General features: G+C 63.4%; 16 protein-coding genes. All 16 read right to left on the bottom strand.

All coding sequences use genetic code 11. The features are described 5' to 3' along the window. Positions 1-46: 46 nt before the first annotated feature. The 16 genes from AC0VX3_RS07830 to AC0VX3_RS07755 all read right to left on the bottom strand — a co-directional run bounded on the left by AC0VX3_RS07830 (position 47) and on the right by AC0VX3_RS07755 (position 17,081). On the bottom strand, positions 47-1,603 hold the full coding sequence (locus AC0VX3_RS07830; protein ID WP_475524227.1) for an acyl-CoA dehydrogenase family protein: 1,557 nt from the start codon (positions 1,601-1,603) through the stop codon (positions 47-49). A gap of 678 nt (positions 1,604-2,281) precedes the next feature. Beyond that, positions 2,282-2,737 carry a DUF3237 domain-containing protein gene (locus AC0VX3_RS07825; protein ID WP_475524226.1) on the bottom strand — a complete coding sequence of 152 codons (456 nt, stop codon included), beginning with the start codon at positions 2,735-2,737 and terminating at the stop codon, positions 2,282-2,284. Next, positions 2,734-3,606 (bottom strand): amidohydrolase family protein, encoded by an 873-nt coding sequence (locus tag AC0VX3_RS07820; protein ID WP_342892713.1) that lies wholly within the window; start codon positions 3,604-3,606, stop codon positions 2,734-2,736. The genes AC0VX3_RS07825 and AC0VX3_RS07820 overlap by 4 nt, the downstream gene beginning before the upstream one ends. Before the next feature lie 12 nt (positions 3,607-3,618). Beyond that, positions 3,619-5,469: a feruloyl-CoA synthase gene (locus AC0VX3_RS07815; protein ID WP_475524225.1), complete on the bottom strand. Its 1,851-nt coding sequence runs from the start codon at positions 5,467-5,469 to the stop codon at positions 3,619-3,621. A 22-nt stretch (positions 5,470-5,491) separates the two neighbouring features. Continuing rightward, positions 5,492-5,977 carry a MarR family winged helix-turn-helix transcriptional regulator gene (locus AC0VX3_RS07810; RefSeq protein ID WP_348150290.1) on the bottom strand — a complete coding sequence of 162 codons (486 nt, stop codon included), beginning with the start codon at positions 5,975-5,977 and terminating at the stop codon, positions 5,492-5,494. Between the two features lie 4 nt (positions 5,978-5,981). Beyond that, complete coding sequence (locus AC0VX3_RS07805) at positions 5,982-6,749, bottom strand: crotonase/enoyl-CoA hydratase family protein (protein ID WP_475524224.1); 768 nt, start codon at positions 6,747-6,749, stop codon at positions 5,982-5,984. A 10-nt stretch (positions 6,750-6,759) separates the two neighbouring features. Next, entirely contained in the window at positions 6,760-7,524 is a 765-nt protein-coding gene (locus tag AC0VX3_RS07800; protein WP_475524223.1) for an SDR family NAD(P)-dependent oxidoreductase, read from the bottom strand. A gap of 100 nt (positions 7,525-7,624) precedes the next feature. After that, positions 7,625-8,941 (bottom strand): TRAP transporter large permease, encoded by a 1,317-nt coding sequence (locus AC0VX3_RS07795; protein ID WP_475524222.1) that lies wholly within the window; start codon positions 8,939-8,941, stop codon positions 7,625-7,627. Next, positions 8,938-9,525 (bottom strand): TRAP transporter small permease, encoded by a 588-nt coding sequence (locus AC0VX3_RS07790; RefSeq protein ID WP_475524221.1) that lies wholly within the window; start codon positions 9,523-9,525, stop codon positions 8,938-8,940. The genes AC0VX3_RS07795 and AC0VX3_RS07790 overlap by 4 nt, the downstream gene beginning before the upstream one ends. 69 nt (positions 9,526-9,594) lie before the next feature. Further along, positions 9,595-10,635 carry a TRAP transporter substrate-binding protein gene (locus AC0VX3_RS07785; protein WP_475524220.1) on the bottom strand — a complete coding sequence of 347 codons (1,041 nt, stop codon included), beginning with the start codon at positions 10,633-10,635 and terminating at the stop codon, positions 9,595-9,597. 450 nt (positions 10,636-11,085) lie between these two features. After that, entirely contained in the window at positions 11,086-12,732 is a 1,647-nt protein-coding gene (locus AC0VX3_RS07780; RefSeq protein WP_348150304.1) for a dihydroxyacetone kinase subunit DhaK, read from the bottom strand. Between the two features lie 187 nt (positions 12,733-12,919). Then, positions 12,920-13,915, bottom strand: coding sequence for an ABC transporter ATP-binding protein (locus tag AC0VX3_RS07775; protein WP_348150307.1), 996 nt, complete (start codon positions 13,913-13,915; stop codon positions 12,920-12,922). Next, positions 13,908-15,005: an ABC transporter ATP-binding protein gene (locus AC0VX3_RS07770; RefSeq protein ID WP_342892723.1), complete on the bottom strand. Its 1,098-nt coding sequence runs from the start codon at positions 15,003-15,005 to the stop codon at positions 13,908-13,910. The genes AC0VX3_RS07775 and AC0VX3_RS07770 overlap by 8 nt, the downstream gene beginning before the upstream one ends. A 5-nt stretch (positions 15,006-15,010) precedes the next feature. Then, entirely contained in the window at positions 15,011-15,199 is a 189-nt protein-coding gene (locus AC0VX3_RS07765; RefSeq protein ID WP_342892724.1) for a hypothetical protein, read from the bottom strand. Further along, positions 15,196-16,137, bottom strand: a complete 942-nt coding sequence (locus AC0VX3_RS07760) for a carbohydrate ABC transporter permease (protein WP_475524219.1) — start codon at positions 16,135-16,137, stop codon at positions 15,196-15,198. The genes AC0VX3_RS07765 and AC0VX3_RS07760 overlap by 4 nt, the downstream gene beginning before the upstream one ends. Continuing rightward, positions 16,134-17,081 carry a carbohydrate ABC transporter permease gene (locus AC0VX3_RS07755; RefSeq protein WP_475524218.1) on the bottom strand — a complete coding sequence of 316 codons (948 nt, stop codon included), beginning with the start codon at positions 17,079-17,081 and terminating at the stop codon, positions 16,134-16,136. The genes AC0VX3_RS07760 and AC0VX3_RS07755 overlap by 4 nt, the downstream gene beginning before the upstream one ends. Positions 17,082-17,171 lie beyond the last annotated feature (90 nt).

Raw genomic sequence — 17,171 nt, 5'->3', positions numbered from 1 at the left:
GCAGTGACCAATGAAACCGAAATGGGGAGCGCCGCAAACCTGTCCGTCAGGCTTCCCCGAGTTTCCTTGCCACCAGATGCCGGATCCGTTCGGGCTGCGGATGATGGTCCGCCTTCTCGCTCATGCGGGCCCACAGGACCGCTTGCAGGGTGTCTCCTGTCAGCGTCATGAAATCATGCGCCAGCACCGCCGGGTCTTCGGAAACTAGAAGCCCGTCGCGGGCCGCGCACCAGGTTTCCAGGTGTGTCTCCAGCCTGGGGAAAGCCGCCGCGCGCAACGCGCACTCCGCCCGCAGGAACCGCTCCAGCGCCGCGCCGCCCCCTTTCGGGATCAGCCTGGTTGACAGCGTGCGTTCGTGGATCCCGTTCGCCCCTTCGTAGATCGCGGTGATGCGGGCGTCGCGGTAGCATTGCTCCAGGTGATATTCCTTCAGATAGCCGTAGCCGCCGAGCACCTGCATGCCGAGTTCGTTCGCGCGCATGCCCGCCTCGGTGCACCAGACCTTGGCGACCGGCTTCAGAACTTCGGCAAGATCCGGATCGGTGCCCGCCTCGATCGCCACCAGCGTCAGATGCGCCAGCGCCCGCCCGCCCAGCGCCAGGGCGTCGATCTCGTCGAGCATGCGCTTCACGTCCGCGTGCTGGTCGAGCGTCACCGGCTGTCCGTCCGCACCGCGGCCCTGGATCCGCTCCGCCGCGTAGCTTCGCGCGATATCGGCGGCCCGGGCAGCATGGGCGACGCCCTGCAGGGCGACATCGACGCGGGCGTGGTTCATGATCGTGAACATCGCTTTCAGCCCCTGACCCGGCGCGCCGATCAGCTCCGCGTCTGCTCCGTCAAACGACAGCTGGCAGGTCGGCGAGGCATGCAGCCCCATTTTTTCCTCGATACGGGTGACCGCGACCGCGTTACGGCTGCCATCCGTGCGCGTGCACGAGCACAGGAACAGCGACAGGCCCTTGATGCCGTCATCGGAGGTGCGCGCCAGCACCAGATGGTGGATCCTCGCGCTCATGTCCTGATCGCCGCCGGAAATGAAGATCTTCTCGCCCGTCAGGGACCAGCCATCGCCGGAAGATACCGCGCGGCAGCGGATACGCCCGAGATCCGAGCCCGCGTCCGGTTCCGTCAGGCACATGGTCGCCAGCGCCGTTCCGGACGCGAAGTCCGGCAGATAGCGCTTTTTCTGGTCCGTGGTGCCGTAGGCCAGCAACGTGCCGGTGGCGCCCGGCACCAGCCCGGTCACCATCTGCAGACTGTGGTTGGCGCCGGAAAAGATCTCCGACGTGATCGCCAGAACGGTCGCATCCAGCCCCTGCCCGCCAAAGTCCTCGGGCACCGTCAGCCCCGGCCAGCCTTGCTCCGCGTAGGCGCGGTAGGCATCGCCGAACCCGTCCGGCATGCGCACCCGGCCGTTTTCCAGCCGGCAGCCCTGGCTGTCTCCGGGCTCGTTGAGCGGCGCAAGCTGCTCTTCGGCGAAGGCCGCGAAGTGGCCGCCGATCTCCGATGCCAGCCCAAGATCCCACTGCGGCAGGGAAGACGCGCCGGCAACATGCTCCAGAGAGAACAGGATGTCGTCGAGGGGAGCTGCGAACGGTTTCATGCGTGACTGCCTTTCATGTTGCGTGTGGCGCGCCGAGCGCCGACTTCGCCACGTCCTTCCCCCTCATCCCGAGGAGGACCGGCAGCCCGTCTCGAAGGATGCCGACGCCATTTATATAACTCTGCCGTCCCGGCCCCCAGCCGGGACCTCCTGCAAACCGGCTGCAATCCCGGAAGTGGCCCCGACTCGAAGGCCGGGGCGGCGATGGAATGCGGAAAGAGACCGCCCTTGCGGCACACGATCTCCCGCCCTTTCTCTCCCCCTCATCCTGAGCAGAGTTGACGCCCCCTCTCGAAGGATGCCGACGCCATTTATAAACTCTGCCGTCCCGGCCCCGAGCCGGGACCTCCTGCAAACCGGCTGCAACCCCGGAAGTGGCCCCGGCGCGAAGGCCGGGCGGCGGTGGCGTGGCTGCACCCCACGCTCCCGGTCACCCCGGCCGACCGAAGGAAGAGCCAGGGCCCACTCGTTTCCAGAACGCATGCCGGTTCACAGCGAGCCGGACGAGCGCCCCCTGACTTCGGCAAGTTGCAGCGCGAGTAGACCCCGGCTCTGCGCTTTGCTTGGCCGGGGTGACAAACGGTCTGTGTCACAGGCACAGACCGACAAGACGGATCCTGCCCCTGCCCCTGCCCCTGCCCCTGCCCCTGCCCCTGTCCCGGCCCAAATGCCAAAACTTCACTCCACCGCGAACAGCGACACCTTCACCGCCGCGGCCAGCCGCTGGCCGGTGCCGACGAAGAGTATCCGGTTGACCCACTCGTGGCGCTGGTCGCCGGTTTCCAGCCGAGCCGTGGTGCGAAAATAGTAGCTCGCGGGATCGACGTCCTCGCCGCGGGCAATCGCCGCCAGAACGTCCGGCGGGCCGTGGCGCACGCCCTTGTTGACGATCTCGATCAGCGCCCCGTCGTCGGTCCGGAAGGCATAGCGCGTGTCGATGTCGGCGGAGCCGTCGCCGAAGACCGTCTGCCAGTCCGCTCCGAGATTCAGCACCGTTCCGCTGATCCTGCCCGACACGGCGCCCCCCGTGATCGGAATGATCCGGCGCTGCCCGGCCCGGCCCGGGCCCATTTCCATCGGCGCGCCGAGCGTGACCTCGACGTCGCAGAAGTGGCTGAGTGCCGGAGCCTTCATGACAGTCCCAGAAGCCGTGCCGCGTTGCCCTTGATGATGTCGGGCCTGAGTTCGTCCTTGATGGCGATCTTCTCGAAATCCGCCAGCCAGCGTTCCGGCGTGATCATCGGCCAGTCGGAACCGAACAGCACCTTCTTCTTCAGGATCGAGTTGCAGTATTTGACCAGGATTTCCGGAAAATACTTCGGCGACCAGCCGGACAGGTCGATATAGACGTTCGGCTTGTGCTGGGCGACGGCCAGCGCTTCCTCCTGCCAGGGGAAGGACGGATGGGCCAGGATGATCTTCATGTCCGGAAAGTCGACCGCCACGTCGTCCATGAACATCGGATTGGAATATTTGAGCCGCATGCCGTTGCCGCCGGGCATGCCGCTGCCGACGCCGGTCTGGCCGGTGTGGAACAGGGCGATGGCGCCCGCTTCCGCGATGGCCTCGTAGAGCTCGTAGGCCATGCGGTCATTGGGGTAGAAGCCCTGCATGGTCGGGTGGAACTTGAAGCCCTTGATGCCGAACTCCGAGATCAGCCTGCGGGCCTCGCGTGCGCCCAGCTTGCCCTTGTGCGGATCGATGGAGGCGAACGGGATCAGCACATCGTCATTCTCGGCGGCGAGCTCGGCAACCTCCTCGTTCTTGTAGCGCCGATATCCGGTCTCGCGTTCCGCATCGACCGGGAAGATCACCGCGGCAATGTTCTGTTCGCGGTAGTGGGCAGCGGTTTCCGGCACGGTCGGCGGATGTTTCCAGGGTGCGCGGAAATAGCTCGCCATCGTTGCCTGCAAGTCGTCGTAGCCGTCATCGGAATGACAGCCGCACGGCTCCTCGGCATGGGTATGGATATCGATCGCCCGAACTTTCGAAATGTCGACCATGTCGGTTTTCCCTCAAATTGTGACCACAGCCGGGTCGTCGTCCCTGTAAAGCCGCTCCAGCAGCGCTGCACGGCGTGTCAGTACCTTGCGGAAGTTCAAGTTGCCCTTGGCCGTCATTTCGCCGTCCGGCATCGACGCCGGTTCCGCCAGCACGATGGCCCGCGACACCCGTGTCGAGCTGCCGCTGATTTCGCGCGCGCGTTCGCCGAGGCGCCGGTGAATTTCGCCCCGCAGCAACGCACAGGAAAGAGCGCCGTCGTCCGCGGCCAGATCGAAGCCCTCGCGGGTCAGCTCCTCGGCATTGGGAAAGATCATCACACCGATCTGCTGGCGGTCTGCTCCGGTAATCACCAGGTCGGCGGCGAGCGGCGCCAGCAGCGACAGCATGTCGAGCCTCAGTTGTGCCGCGCGCACCCAGGTGCCCGACTGCAGCTTGAAATCCTCGGAAATACGGCCGTCGAAGCGCATGCCCTTGTCCGGGTCGTCCGGGTCCAGGAACACCATGGCGTCGCCGGTGATGAAAAAACCCTCTTCATCGAACGCCTCTTTGGTCCGCTCGGGGTCGCCGTGATAGCCGGGCATGATATTGGGACCCTTGACGCGCACTTCACAGCGCATGTCCGCGTCCGGCAGGAGCTTGACGGTGACACCATTGACCGGAACCCCGACAATGCCCGAACGCGGCGCCGGCTCCTGCTGCATCATCGCGCAGGGCGCGGTTTCCGTCAGACCCCATGACGAGGTCATCAGCGGGACCTCGCCCGCCACCTCCATCGCCATGCGTTCGAAGCCGGACCAGACCTCCTGCGGCAGGGACGCACCGGCATAGAAGATCAGGTCCAGATCCTGAAAGAAGCGCCGGCGCAGGTCCGCGTCCTTTTCCAGGGCCGACAGCAGCATGCCGAAACCCAGCGGCACGTTGAAGGCCAGTGTCCCGGTCTTCAGATTGAGGTTCTCGAGTGTGCGCTCGAACAGGCCCTTCACCGGCTTGCCGTCATCGATGTAGAGACTGCCGCCATTGGCCAGCATCATGTTGAAATTATGCGATCCGCCGAAGACATGGTTCCAGGGCAGCCAGTCCAGGATGACGGGCGGACGCCTGCGCAGGAACGGCAGGGCATCCGCCAGTTGGACCTGGTTGACGCACATCATCCGGTGGGTGGTCAGAACCCCCTTCGGACTGGAGGTCGACCCGGAAGTCATCAGGATCTTTCCGACCGTATCGGGCGTCACCTTCGAGAAGGCCGCATCCACATCGACACTGTCATCGCCCCTGAGCAGATCGGCGAAGGAGGTCACGGCCCGTCCATCCGCTCTCCCCCCCGCCTTGCCGCCAGCCTTGCTTTCCGGGCGGCTGGCGACGATCTCGACACCCTGAAGCGCCTCCAGGGCAAGGGCTTCACCGAACCGGGCGGCATCGTCCACATAGGCCAGCTTCGGGTTGATCAGGCCGATGACGTTGCGCAGACGCCCGTGAGCCCCGTGAACCAGGGCGTATTGCTCGGCCACCGGAACCAGTGGCACGCCGACATACTGGGCAGCGAGCGCCAGGATGCCGTGATCGACACCGCTGCCGGACATCACCAGGATCGGCGTTTTGTCGTCCAGGCCCCGGGCCAGCAGCGCCGCACCGACGGCGCGCACCTTTTCCAGGACGCTTCTGTAGTTCTCCTCGCGCCAGCCGGCACCGCTGCGTTCGGCCAGGAAGACCCGCCCGGGCGCCGTATCCGCCCACTGATGCAGCCAGTCGCCGGTCCGCTCCACGCTCGCGCTCAGCGGATGTTTCGAGTGCAGCAGGATCGAGCCGTCCGCGCGGGTCTGCCGTTCCACCGAATGAGGCTGAAAATCCGATGTGCGCTTCATCCTTGCTTCTCCCAAAAGCATCTCAGCCCTCCCGGCTGCGATTGGCTTCTATCAATTGCATCACCTTCATCGCGCTCGTCAGCGCATCGGGACTGATGCCCTGCGTGAGCCGGTTCTCATGCACCTTGACGGCGGCAATCGCGTTGTCGCACAAGTGCCGTCCGGCCAGCGTTGCCTTGAGCGCATAGGCCCTGCGGTCCTGGGGCAGACGATCCCGGACGATCAGGTCGCGCCGCTCCAGTTCATCGATGATGACGACCAGGTTCGGCCGTTCGATATCCATCGCCTCGGCCAGTTGCGACTGGCGCAGGCCGGGATTGTCGACGATCAGGACCAGCGCCGAATAGGTGATCATCCTGAGATCGAAGGGCTTCAGCGTCCGGTTGAGATCCGACTGGATGACATTGAAGGTCCGCTTGATCTGATAGCCGTGAAACGACCGCAGGCAGCGGTCACTGACATGGCTGACGGTCGTCTGCAATTCGGGTGGAACAGGATTCTTTCTCATCGGATCACCTGAAGTTCGGGGAGCGTTTTTCCAGAAAGGCCGCCAGCCCCTCCAGAGCGTCCGGGCTGGTCTGGGTGATGGCCGCGCACAGGCTCTCGGTAAACAGGCCATCGGCCTTCGACATGTCCGAGATCCGCGCCAGCGCCTGGATCATGATGTAGTTGGACAGCGGTGCATTCGACGCGATCCTGCCGGCCAGCTCCCGCGCCTTTTCGAGCGCCTCGCCTTCGCCGACCGTGTAGTGCGTCAGTCCGAGCGACTGGCCCTCCCCGGCGGAGTACCTGCGGCCCGTCAGCATCATTTCCGTCATCCGGTCCGCCCCAAGAATCCGGCCGACACGCACGGATGCGCCGCCGCCGACGAAGATCCCGCGCCGGCCTTCCGGCAACTGGAAGAAGGCCGACGGCTCGGCGACGCGCACATGGGTGGCGCTGGCGAGTTCCAGCCCCCCGCCGATGACCGCGCCGAACAGGGCGGAAACCACCGGCAGGCCGCCGAACTGGATCCGCTCCATCACCTGGTGCCAGCCGCGGGAGTGGCGCATGGTGCCTTCCGCGTCGCGGGCGACATGTTCGCTGAGGTCGAGGCCCGAGCAGAAATGCCCCGCCGTTCCGGTCAGCACCACGGCCTTGACCTCTTCCGGCGGTTTTGAAAAGAACCCGTCGATGGCCTCGAGCAGCGCATCGCACATGGCGTTGCGCTTGTCCGGGCGGTTCATGGTCAGGGTCGCGACAGCGCCGCTCACCTCGATGTTCAGGATCGGTTCGCTCATCGATTTGTCCTCAGCGCGGCGGCAGGCGCACAGCGCCGTCCAGACGGATGGTCGTTCCGTTGAGGAACGGATTGCTTACGATGTGCCCGGCAAGCAGGGCGAATTCGTCAGGCTCGCCCAGGCGCGGCGGGAACGGGATGTTGGCCGTGATCTTGGTGGTGACCTCTTCCGGCAGCCCCTCCATCATCGGCGTGCGGAACAGGCCCGGCGCGATTGACATGACACGGATGCCATGCTGGGCAAACTCGCGCGCAGCCGGCAGGCTCATCGCGGCAATTCCGCCCTTGGAGGCGGAATAGGCGGCCTGGCCGAGCTGACCGTCCTCGAAGGCGACGGAGGCGGTGTTGACGATCACGCCCCGCTCGCCGGTCTCCAGCGGGTCTTCCCTGAGCATCCGCTTTGCCGCGTGGCTCATGACGTTGTAGGTGCCGAGCAGGTTCACCCTGAGTGTTTTTTCGAACGTGTCGAAGGACTGCTTGCCCTCCCGGCCGACGATGCGCGCGGCATGGCCGACGCCGGCGCAATTGACGACGATCCGCGGCGCGCCCTCCAGCAACCCGGCAGCCTCGTCGAGCGCACGCCCGACGGCCGCCTCGTCGCCGACATCGGCCTGGACCGCATGGCCACCGATCTCGCCGGCGACCATACGTGCCCTGTCGATATCGAAATCGAGCAGGACGACCCTGGCGCCCTGCGCCGCGAAATACCGGGCCGTGGCAGCGCCCAGACCGCTGCCGGCCCCGGTCACCAGTGCGGTGTTGCCCATCAGCTGCATCGCGTTTGCTCCGGTTCAGTGTGATCTATCATTGTTATAATTCATACCTATTTGCATGTGCCGAAACGCCTTGCCTGACGCCCCGGCCTTCCGGGCGGCGCTAGCCGCCCAGAAGAAACAGTGTGATTGAAGGGAACAGCACCAGAAGGATGACCCGGACGATGTCAGAGGTAACGAACCACAGCACCGCCTTGTAGGTTTCCGTCATGGGTGTCGACCGGTCCATCGAATTGATGATGAACAGATTCATGCCCACAGGTGGCGTGATCAGCCCGACCTCGACCACGATCAGGACGATGATGCCGAACCAGATCGCGACATGTTCCGGGCTCATGCCGAATTCCAGAACGCTGATCACCGGAAAGAAGATCGGAATCGTCAGCAGGATCATCGACAGGCTGTCCATCAGGCAGCCGAACACCAGATAGAACAGCAGGATCAGCGTCAGCACCGTCCAGGGGCTGAAGCCCTGGCCGATCACCCAGCCGGAAAGTTCCTGCGGAAGCTGGCTGAGCGCGAGAAAGCTGTTGTAGAAACTGGCGCCGAGAATGATGAAGAAGATCATCGCGGTGCTCATCGCCGTCTGGAGAATGCTGTCGAGAAACATCTTCCGGCTCAGGTTGCCGGAGACAAGGGCCAGCACGCCGGTTCCGGCCGCGCCCACCGCCGCCCCTTCGGTCGGCGTGAACCAGCCCAGATAGATGCCGCCGACCACCAGCCCGAACACCAGCAGCACCGGCCAGACATCGAGCAGCGCCCGGATCCGCTCCGCATAGGGCACCGGCGCCCGCGTACCCGCCGCACCGGGATTGACCCGCACATAGATCGAGATCGTGATCATGTAGCCGATGGCCGCCAGGATCCCGGGAATGAAGGCGGCCAGAAACAGCTTGGCAATGTTCTGTTCCGTCAGGATCGCGTAGATCACCAGAATGACGGAAGGCGGTATGAGAATGCCGAGCGTGCCGCCGGCGGCGAGCGTCGCCGTCGAAAAGCCGCCGGAGTAGCCGTAACGGCGCAGTTCCGGCAGGGCGACACGGCTCATGGTCGCGGCGGTCGCCAGCGACGATCCGCAGATCGCCCCGAACCCGGCGCAGGCGCCGACCGCGGCCATCGCCACGCCGCCCTTGCGGTGTCCGAGAAAGCTTTCCGCCGCCTTGAACAGCGATGACGACATGCCCGAATGGGTCGCGAACTGCCCCATCAGCAGGAACATCGGAATGATCGTCAGCGAGTAACTGGAGAAGGTCGAATAGGTTTCGCTCTTGAGCTTCGACAGGAAAATGTTCGGGCTGCCGGTGGCCAGGTAAAGGCCACCAAGTCCGCAGATCATCATCGCGAGCCCGATCGGCGCACGCAGGAAAATCAGGACAAGCAGGACGGGAAAGGACAGATATCCCAGTTCAAGCAGGCTCAATGGACGGCCCCCTCGGCTTGCGGCTCGGTCCGGCGGCCCGTGAGCAGATCACGGATCCGGACCCCCGCGCAATAAACCGCGACGAGCGAGGCCACCAGCGAGGCGCAGAAGCTCAGCGCGAACGACCACCAGATCGGAAATTGCAGCAGGAAGGTGGTTTCATTGTAGCGCATCTTGTCTCCCATGCCCACGAACAGGCGCCAGGTGATCACGAGGATCAGCGCACTCAGAAGCACTTCCCAGAAGGTCTCGAGGAGCCGGTTCAGCCAGCGCGGAAATCCGTTCGCGAAGATATCGACGGTGGCATGTCCGCGCCGCAGCTGGCAGATCGGCAAAAAGGCGAAAATGGTGAAACTGATCCCGGCCTCGACGAGTTCGAAATCTCCCGACACCGGACCGACTCCGGTCGCGATCAGGGCGTCGGCGGCACTTTCCGAAATCGACTTCAGGAATTCGGAATGTCCAAGCGTGTTCAGTCCGCGGCCCAGCACGCTGACGCAGGTCAGCGCGATCAGCGCCGTGAGCACGAGACCGCCAAGGATCGCCATGTAGCGCGCGAGGCGCTCCACCAGTGTGAGCAGCATTGTTCAGGTATCCTGTGGGAAGGTGGTCCCCGGAAGACATGCCTCCGGGGACCGTCCGCTATCGCGTGGTCAGTTGGCCATCAGTTCGTCGGCCCTGGCTTTCAGAGCCTTGCCGTCGATCCCCTTGGCGTCCATCTCGGCGAACCACTCGTCGATGCTGCCCTGGGCAGCCGCTTGCCACTCTTCAGCCTGCTCGGGCGTCAGTTCGATGATGTTGTTGCCCATCTCGACGGCCGCGGCGCGCGGTCCGGCATCGTCGGCCTGCATCTGCTTGCCGGCGAATGCGGAGAACTCGACACCGGAATTGTTGTCGATCACCGCCTTCAGATCGTCCGGCAGGGATTCATACCGGTCCTTGTTCATCGCGAACAGGAAGGTGGTCGTGTACAGCGCGTTGCCGGGAAACTCGGTGTGGTTCTTCACCAGCTCGTTCACCTTCAGCGCACCGACAACCTCCCACGGAATGACGGTCGCATCGACCACGCCCTTGCTGAGCGCCTCGGGGATCGCCGGCACCGGCATTCCGATCGGCGTGGCGCCGAGATTGGAAAACAGCTTGTTGGTGACGCGGGTCGGCGCGCGCAGCTTGACACCGTTGAGATCCGACAGCGCGGTGATCGGCTTGCTGGAATGGATCACTCCGGGACCGTGCACCCACAGGCCGAGCGGCTTGAACGGCGCGAACTCGGTGTCCATCATGGTTTCTTCGGCGAGGGTCCAGTAGGCGCGCGACATGGTCTCGGCATCGGTCATGGTGAACGGAAGTTCAAACACCTCGGCCCGCGGGAAGCGGCCGGGCGAGTAGCCGGCAACGGTCCACACGATGTCGACGACACCATCGACGACCTGGTCGATCAGTTCCGGCGGCTTGCCGCCCAGCTGCATGGCCGGATAGCGCTCGATCTTGATGCGGCCACCGGATTCGGCTTCGACCTTGTCCGCCCAGGGTGTCAGGACGTTCTTTGGAACATTGGCCTGCGCCGGCAGGAACTGATGCATGCGCAACGTGACTTCCTGCGCCAGCGTGGTCGACGCCGCACCCGCAATCGCGATTGCGGAGACGGTCGCCGCCGCGGCCAGCCGGGCGAGTTTGCTATTCAAGTTGATCATGGTTTCCTCCCTGTTCGATCAACTTCGGGGCCTGACGGGGGTCCTCCTCCCCATCAGGTGATGGCTTATAATAGTTATATATTATAACTTTATTCAAGCCATTATTTCAGGGAAGGTCAGTCAGGACATGTCCTGTTTCCGCGCAAGCGCTGTCTTTCGGCAAGCGTTTCCTCCCTTCCTGTCTCAAAGCATCACAACATATCGTGATTTTTACCGGAGTTTGTGATGAATTGATTTCGAACGCAAGGACTTCCGTACGGTCGGCAGACGGAATGGAGAAAGAAACCTGCTCTTTCCAGATATTGGGCAGATATCAGGCCGGATCTTGGCCGGCCTCACGGTGCTCTCCGAGAGGACGCTCCCGTGAAAAATCCGGCGAGTCGATGAGAGCACCGCGCGCTTGTTCGAACGCACGCTGGCTCTCGTCGACCCGCCGGAAGGTGTCCGGCCTCACGCGGACCGGGAGGTCAAGGCCGGAGAGTTGACAAGTTGTTCGAACAGGCGCGCAACGGCTTCCGCTCCGGGATCGTTGTGGCCGGACAGGTTCGCCTCGGATACATAAGCCGCCCGGCCCGCCCGCGCCCGGGTGATGCGGGCGGTCGCGTCTGCGCCCTGGCGGGCTGATTCAGCGGCGACCCCGATACCGTTTTCCAGGCCATTCAGTGCCGGTAGAAGAGCGTCGATCATGGTCCGGTCACCCGGTCCGGCACCCCCCACTTGCATGATCCGGTCGAGACCGGCCTTCAGTGCACCTATGGCACCGCGCCCGCTTGAGGACGCATCGCCCGCCGCCGCGAAGAAGATCGCCAGCAGCACCCCGGAAGAACCGCCCATGGTCTGGCTGAGTTCCAGTCCGATAGCCCGGTAGAGCTGGGTAAGATCCGCCAGCGGCAGGCGGTCGAGGGCCTGGATCAGAGCCCGTGCCGCGGTTGCCAGCGTGCTGCCGGTGTCGCCGTCGCCGGATTTCGCATCCAGCGCGTTTAGGTCGTCCTCCGCAGCAATGAGGATATTGCAGCAGCGCTCGATGAATTGCCGCGTCTCGTCGTTAACCGAGGGCAGTGGCCGGATCGGCGCCAGTCCGTCCGGCAGCGGCCGCACCGAAACCGGGCCGAGCGCAAGGCAACCGGGCCAGGCCCAGGGCGCGACAGGCGCCTGCAGCAACGCTTCCTCCGATTTACCGACGGGCAGCAGCGACACGGAAAACCCGTGCATGTCCAGCGAAGTCATCAGAGCCGCCGGCCCGATCACCCAGCGGATCCGGCTGCCTATGCGTGACGCGGTCATTTCCTCAAGCAACACGGACATTTCAAGAGGCGTGGTGCTGCCGAGATTGTTCAGGATGGCCACATGCGGCCCGGGGGTCAGGTTCGGTTCCAGCCGGTCAACGACCATGGCCATGGCCGCCCGGGCATTGGAATAGTCGACCTGCTCGATCCCGGCCTCGCCGTGGATACCAAGACCGAGTTCTGCCTTGCCGGTGGCGATGCGGTCCTCCTTTGGTGAACCGGGAATTGTGCAGGTGTCGAGCGACATGCCGATGGAGATCGCGCCGTCGATTGCCCGCCCGGCCGCATCCGTGATGGTTTCGAGATCGGCCCCCTGATCGGCCAGTGCACCTGCAATCTTGTGTACGAACAGCGTACCCGCGACCCCACGCGCCTGAGGCAGATCCGGCAGAGCGACATCGTCATCGACGATGACCATGCTGACCTTCAGCCCGAAGGCCCGGGCCCGTTCCGCCGCCAGACCGAAATTCAGCCGGTCGCCGGTATAGTTCTTGACGATCAGCAGGCAGCCGGCCTTGCCGGTAACAGCCAGAATGCCCGCCAGCACCGCGTCGACAGAGGGCGAGGCGAAAACCTCGCCGCAGACGGCTGCCGTCAGCATGCCCTGACCGACAAAGCCGGCATGGCTCGGCTCGTGGCCCGACCCGCCACCGGACACCAGCGCCACTTTCGACTTGTCCCAGTCGGTGCGCACGACAACCTTGATATGCGGGTAGCCATCCAGCCGGGCAAGACGGCCGCCGGCTGTCCTGAGCATGCCGTCGATCGCCTCGGTGACAAGCGTTTCCCTGGTGTTGATGAACTGCTTCATGTCCGTCTCCTCAGACCAAAGAGGTTTGAATGTCAGTCACCTGATGGCTCGTTTCCGTCTGCCGGCAGGGCACAGCGCGCCACTCCGGCCGGTTGACCGGGCGAGCGGCGCGACAACGTCTTTCAGGCGAAAACCGGTCACAACAGGCAAAAACTGGATTGGTCATCATCATCAATACTCTTCGGTATCAGGCAATTCGGGCGCCACTGGCGTCGAAGAAAAGCGGATTGCGCGGCTGGATGTCGAGTGTGCCGCCGGGTTCGTGGACCGCACGGTTTTCAGAAAGCGTGACGATATCGTGGCCGTCCAGCGACAGGTGCAGGCGGGTCTGGTCGCCCAGATGTTCCACCCGCGTGATCCGCGACGGCTTGCCCTCGCCCTGGGCCACATGCTCGGGCCGCAACCCCATCGTCGTGGCACCTGCCGGAGCGCCGGCAAACAGGTCCGCCGGCAGCACGTTGATGCGCGGCTGGCCAAGGCGTCCGGCCACGTAAAGATTGACCGGGCTTTCATAGATCTCCCGCGGCGATCCGAATTGCACCAGGCGGCCCTGGTCCAGAACCCCGACGTGTGTCGCCATGGTCATTGCCTCGATCTGGTCGTGGGTGACATAGAGCAGGGTCGCGCCGAGGCTCTCCTGAATACGCTTCAACTCGATCCTGAGATCGGACCTGAGCTTGGCGTCGAGAGAGCTCAATGGCTCGTCCATCAGGTAGATGGACGGATTGCGCACCAACGCACGGCCGATGGAGACCCGTTGCATTTCACCGCCCGACAGGTTGGTCGCCTTGTTGTGGAGCTTGTGCGAAATCCGCAGGACCTCGGCCACCTCCGCAACTTTCCGGTCGATCTCGTCAGCCGGCGTTTTCAGAATTGGAGAGCGCAGCGGAAATGCAAGGTTGTCGCGCACGCTCAAATGCGGATAGAGCGAATATTGCTGGAACACCATGGCAACGTTGCGTTGCGCTGGCGTGTCGCCGGTGACGTCTCGTCCGCCGATCACGACCTCGCCCGCGTCCGGCTGCTCGAGCCCCGCGATCAGCCGCAGGATAGTAGTCTTGCCGGCACCGGTCGGCCCGAGCAGCGTCACAAACGCCCCGTTGGTGATTGTCATCGTCAGATCATCGACGGCAACCGTTTCCCCGAATGCTTTCGACAGATTGGCGAGCCTGACCTCAGACATGTGCAAGCACTCCCTCGTTCAGCTCGGAGCGCAACGCCCGCCCCGATTGATTGTCGAAGAGGGTCACGCTCGGCCCGTTGAAATCCAGCCCGACGGTCTCCCCCGTGCGCACCGCCTGATCCGACGGTATCCGGGCCTTGAGTTCGCCATTGGCGGTCTTCACCGTGACAATCTGCGTGGTGCCGAGATATTCCGCTGCAACGACCTCTCCCCGATAGGGTCCGTTGTCCGTGAGCGACACCTGCTCCGGCCGTATGCCAAACACCATGTCGCCCTCGAACGGCTCTGTCTGCCTTGGCACAGCGATGTCCACATGGTGCAGGTTCACCGTCGAGGAGCCTGCGTGAACCTGACCGTGGAAGCGCAGGAAATTCATCGAGGGTGAGCCGATGAATTCGGCCACGAACAAGGTCGCCGGCTTGTCGTAGATGTCCTGCGGCGTGCCGAATTGCTCGATCACGCCATGGTTCATCACAACGATCTTGTCGCCCATCTGCATGGCTTCAAGCTGATCATGAGTCACATAGACGGTGGTTGCGCCCATCCGGTCGTGCAGGGCTCGCAATTCCTCTGCCATGTGTTCGCGGAATTCCGCATCAAGCGCCCCAAGGGGCTCGTCCATCATGAAGGCCTTGGGGTCGCGGACGATGGCCCGGCCCAGCGCGACACGTTGACGATCACCTCCCGAAAGCCCACCCACGGGCCGGTCGAGAATGCCGGTGATGCCCAGGATTTGAGCGACCTCGGCAACCTTCTCGCGCACCTGGAGTTTCGGCATGCCCTGGCTGACCAGCGGATAGCTGATATTCCTGCGCACGTTCATGTGCGGGTAAAGGGCGAACATCTGGAAGACAAAGGCGATGTCGCGTTGACTGGCGGGTCTGCGGCCCACTTCCTCGCCATCGATATAGATCTCGCCGGCGGTCGGCAGTTCCAACCCGGCGATCATGCGCAAGGTGGTGGTCTTGCCGCAGCCGGAGGGTCCCAGCAGCATGAAGAACTCGCCGTCCTCGATCTTGAAGGAGGAGGATTGCACGGCCGTGAACGCGCCGAACTCCTTCCTCAGGTTCCTGATCACGATCTCAGCCATTCAGATCACTCCGGAAAGTGGCTGACGACGATGAACATCACCGTACCGATCAGCGTGACTATAAAGGAATAGGTGTAGGCCCAAAGAACCAGCGGCTGCATCAGCATGATCACGCCAAGAGCGATCAGGATGGACGCCAGCATTTCCCAGGACCCGCGGCGAAAGTGGACAAGGCCGGTGACGAACGCACTCATTTACGCACTGCTCCGAAGGTGATCCCGCGCAGCAGGTGCTTGCGCAGAAGAATGGTGAAGACCATGACCGGGAGGAGAAACAGGGTCGCGCCGGCAGCGACCGCTGGCCAGTCCTGGCCGCCGACGCCGATGATCGTCGGGATGAACGGCGGCGCGGTCTGCGCCGTACCGGAGGTCAGCAGAACCGCGAAGGCGTATTCGTTCCACGAGAAGATCAGGCAGAAAATGGCCGTGGAGGCAATTCCCGTCGCCGCCTGCGGCAGCACCACCTTGAGAAATGCCTGAAAGCGCGTGTAGCCGTCGATCAGCGCCGCCTCCTCGTATTCACGCGGGATCTCGTCAATGAACCCCTTCAACAGCCACACCGCCAGCGAGATGTTCACCGCCGTATAAAGCAGGATCATGCCGAGATGGGTGTCCGACAGGCCGAGCGTGCGGAACATCAGAAAGATCGGAATGGCGACCGCGATCGGCGGCATCATCCGGGTGGACAGGATAAAAAACAGGAGATCGTCTTTCAGCGGCACCTTGAACCTGGAAAAGGCATAGGCGGCCAGCGTTCCCAGGAAGACGGACAGGAAGGTCGAACCGAACCCGATGATCACGGAATTCAGGAACCGCTCGCCGTAGCGCGACGGTCCGGCGATGACCATGTCGCGGTTGCGCACGATCTCCTCATACCAGGTCGCCGGCGGCGGAAGGGCCTCCAGCTGCTCGGGCGATACCCGGGTCCGCGTGGTGAACAGGTTCACATAGCCCTCCATGGAAGGCTCGAAGGTGATCCTGGGCGGATAGGCGATGGCATCGACCGGCGACTTGAAACCCGTTGTCAGGATCCAGACCAGCGGCAGCAACGTGATGACCGCATAGGCGATGACAAGCGACCCGGCCACCCATTTCTGCCGCGCGGACGGTTCCGTGATGGAATAACTGCTCATCTTTCCTTCACCTTGTTGAGCGCCTTCACATAAATCGAAGCGAGGCCGAAGACGGTCACGAACAGGATGATCGCATAGGCGGATGCATAGCCTGTGCGCCATTTCTCGAATGCTTCGCGCTTTAGATTGATTGAGGTCAGCTCGGTAATCGAGCCCGGGCCGCCACCGGTCAATTGCACGACCAGATCGAACATCTTGAAGTTTTCGATGCCACGGAACAGGACGGCCAGCATGAGGAACGGCAGCACCATGGGCACCGTGATGGTCCAGAATTGACGCCACTTGCTGGCCCGGTCGATTTCCGCCGCCTCGTAGATGTAGTCCGGTATCGATCTCAGTCCGGCCAGGCAGATGAGCATCACGAACGGGGTCCACATCCAGGTGTCGACAATCACGATGGACCAGGGCGCCAGCGCAACATCACCGATCATCTGGAACGAGGACGGGTCGACGCCAGTCAAAAAGGAAACCCCGTAGTTGAACAGGCCGATCTGCGGCTGATAGAGGAACGTCCAGAAATTGCCGACCACAGCGGGCGACAGCATCATCGGCAGCACGATCAGGGTCGTCCAGAGGTCGTTGCCCCTGAATTTGCGGTTGATCAGCCAGGCCAGCGTGAAGCCGATGAGCACCTGAAGAACAATCGTCCAGAACAGGAAATGCGCCGTCGCCTGCATGGTCAGCCAGATGTCGCCGTCGGTCAGGATGCGCTCGTAATTGCGCAGGCCGACATAGTCGATCTCCCGGTTTGGCCGGTTAGCGCGGAAGTTGGTGAAGCTCAGGTTGATCGTCCAGATGAGCGGAAAGATGTTGACCGCAAGCAGCAGGAAGATGGTTGGCGCGACAAAGAGCCAGGCAATGGTGCGGTCGGAGAACCCCCTGATTTTCGTCGCGACCGACGGTGGGGTCGTCTTAGCAATGTGGTCGATCGGTGTAACGGCCATGAGATGCTCTTCAATGGAAACGGTGCCGGAAAGAACCGGACAGAGCCCGGGTGAACGCCGGGCGGATTTCCGGCGCGGTCCCGGCGGCCA

The organism is Roseibium sp. QJM3NY_11 (assembly GCF_056173175.1).
Note: the sequence above shows the minus strand (reverse complement) of the source record. Positions and strands in the feature narration are given on the sequence as shown.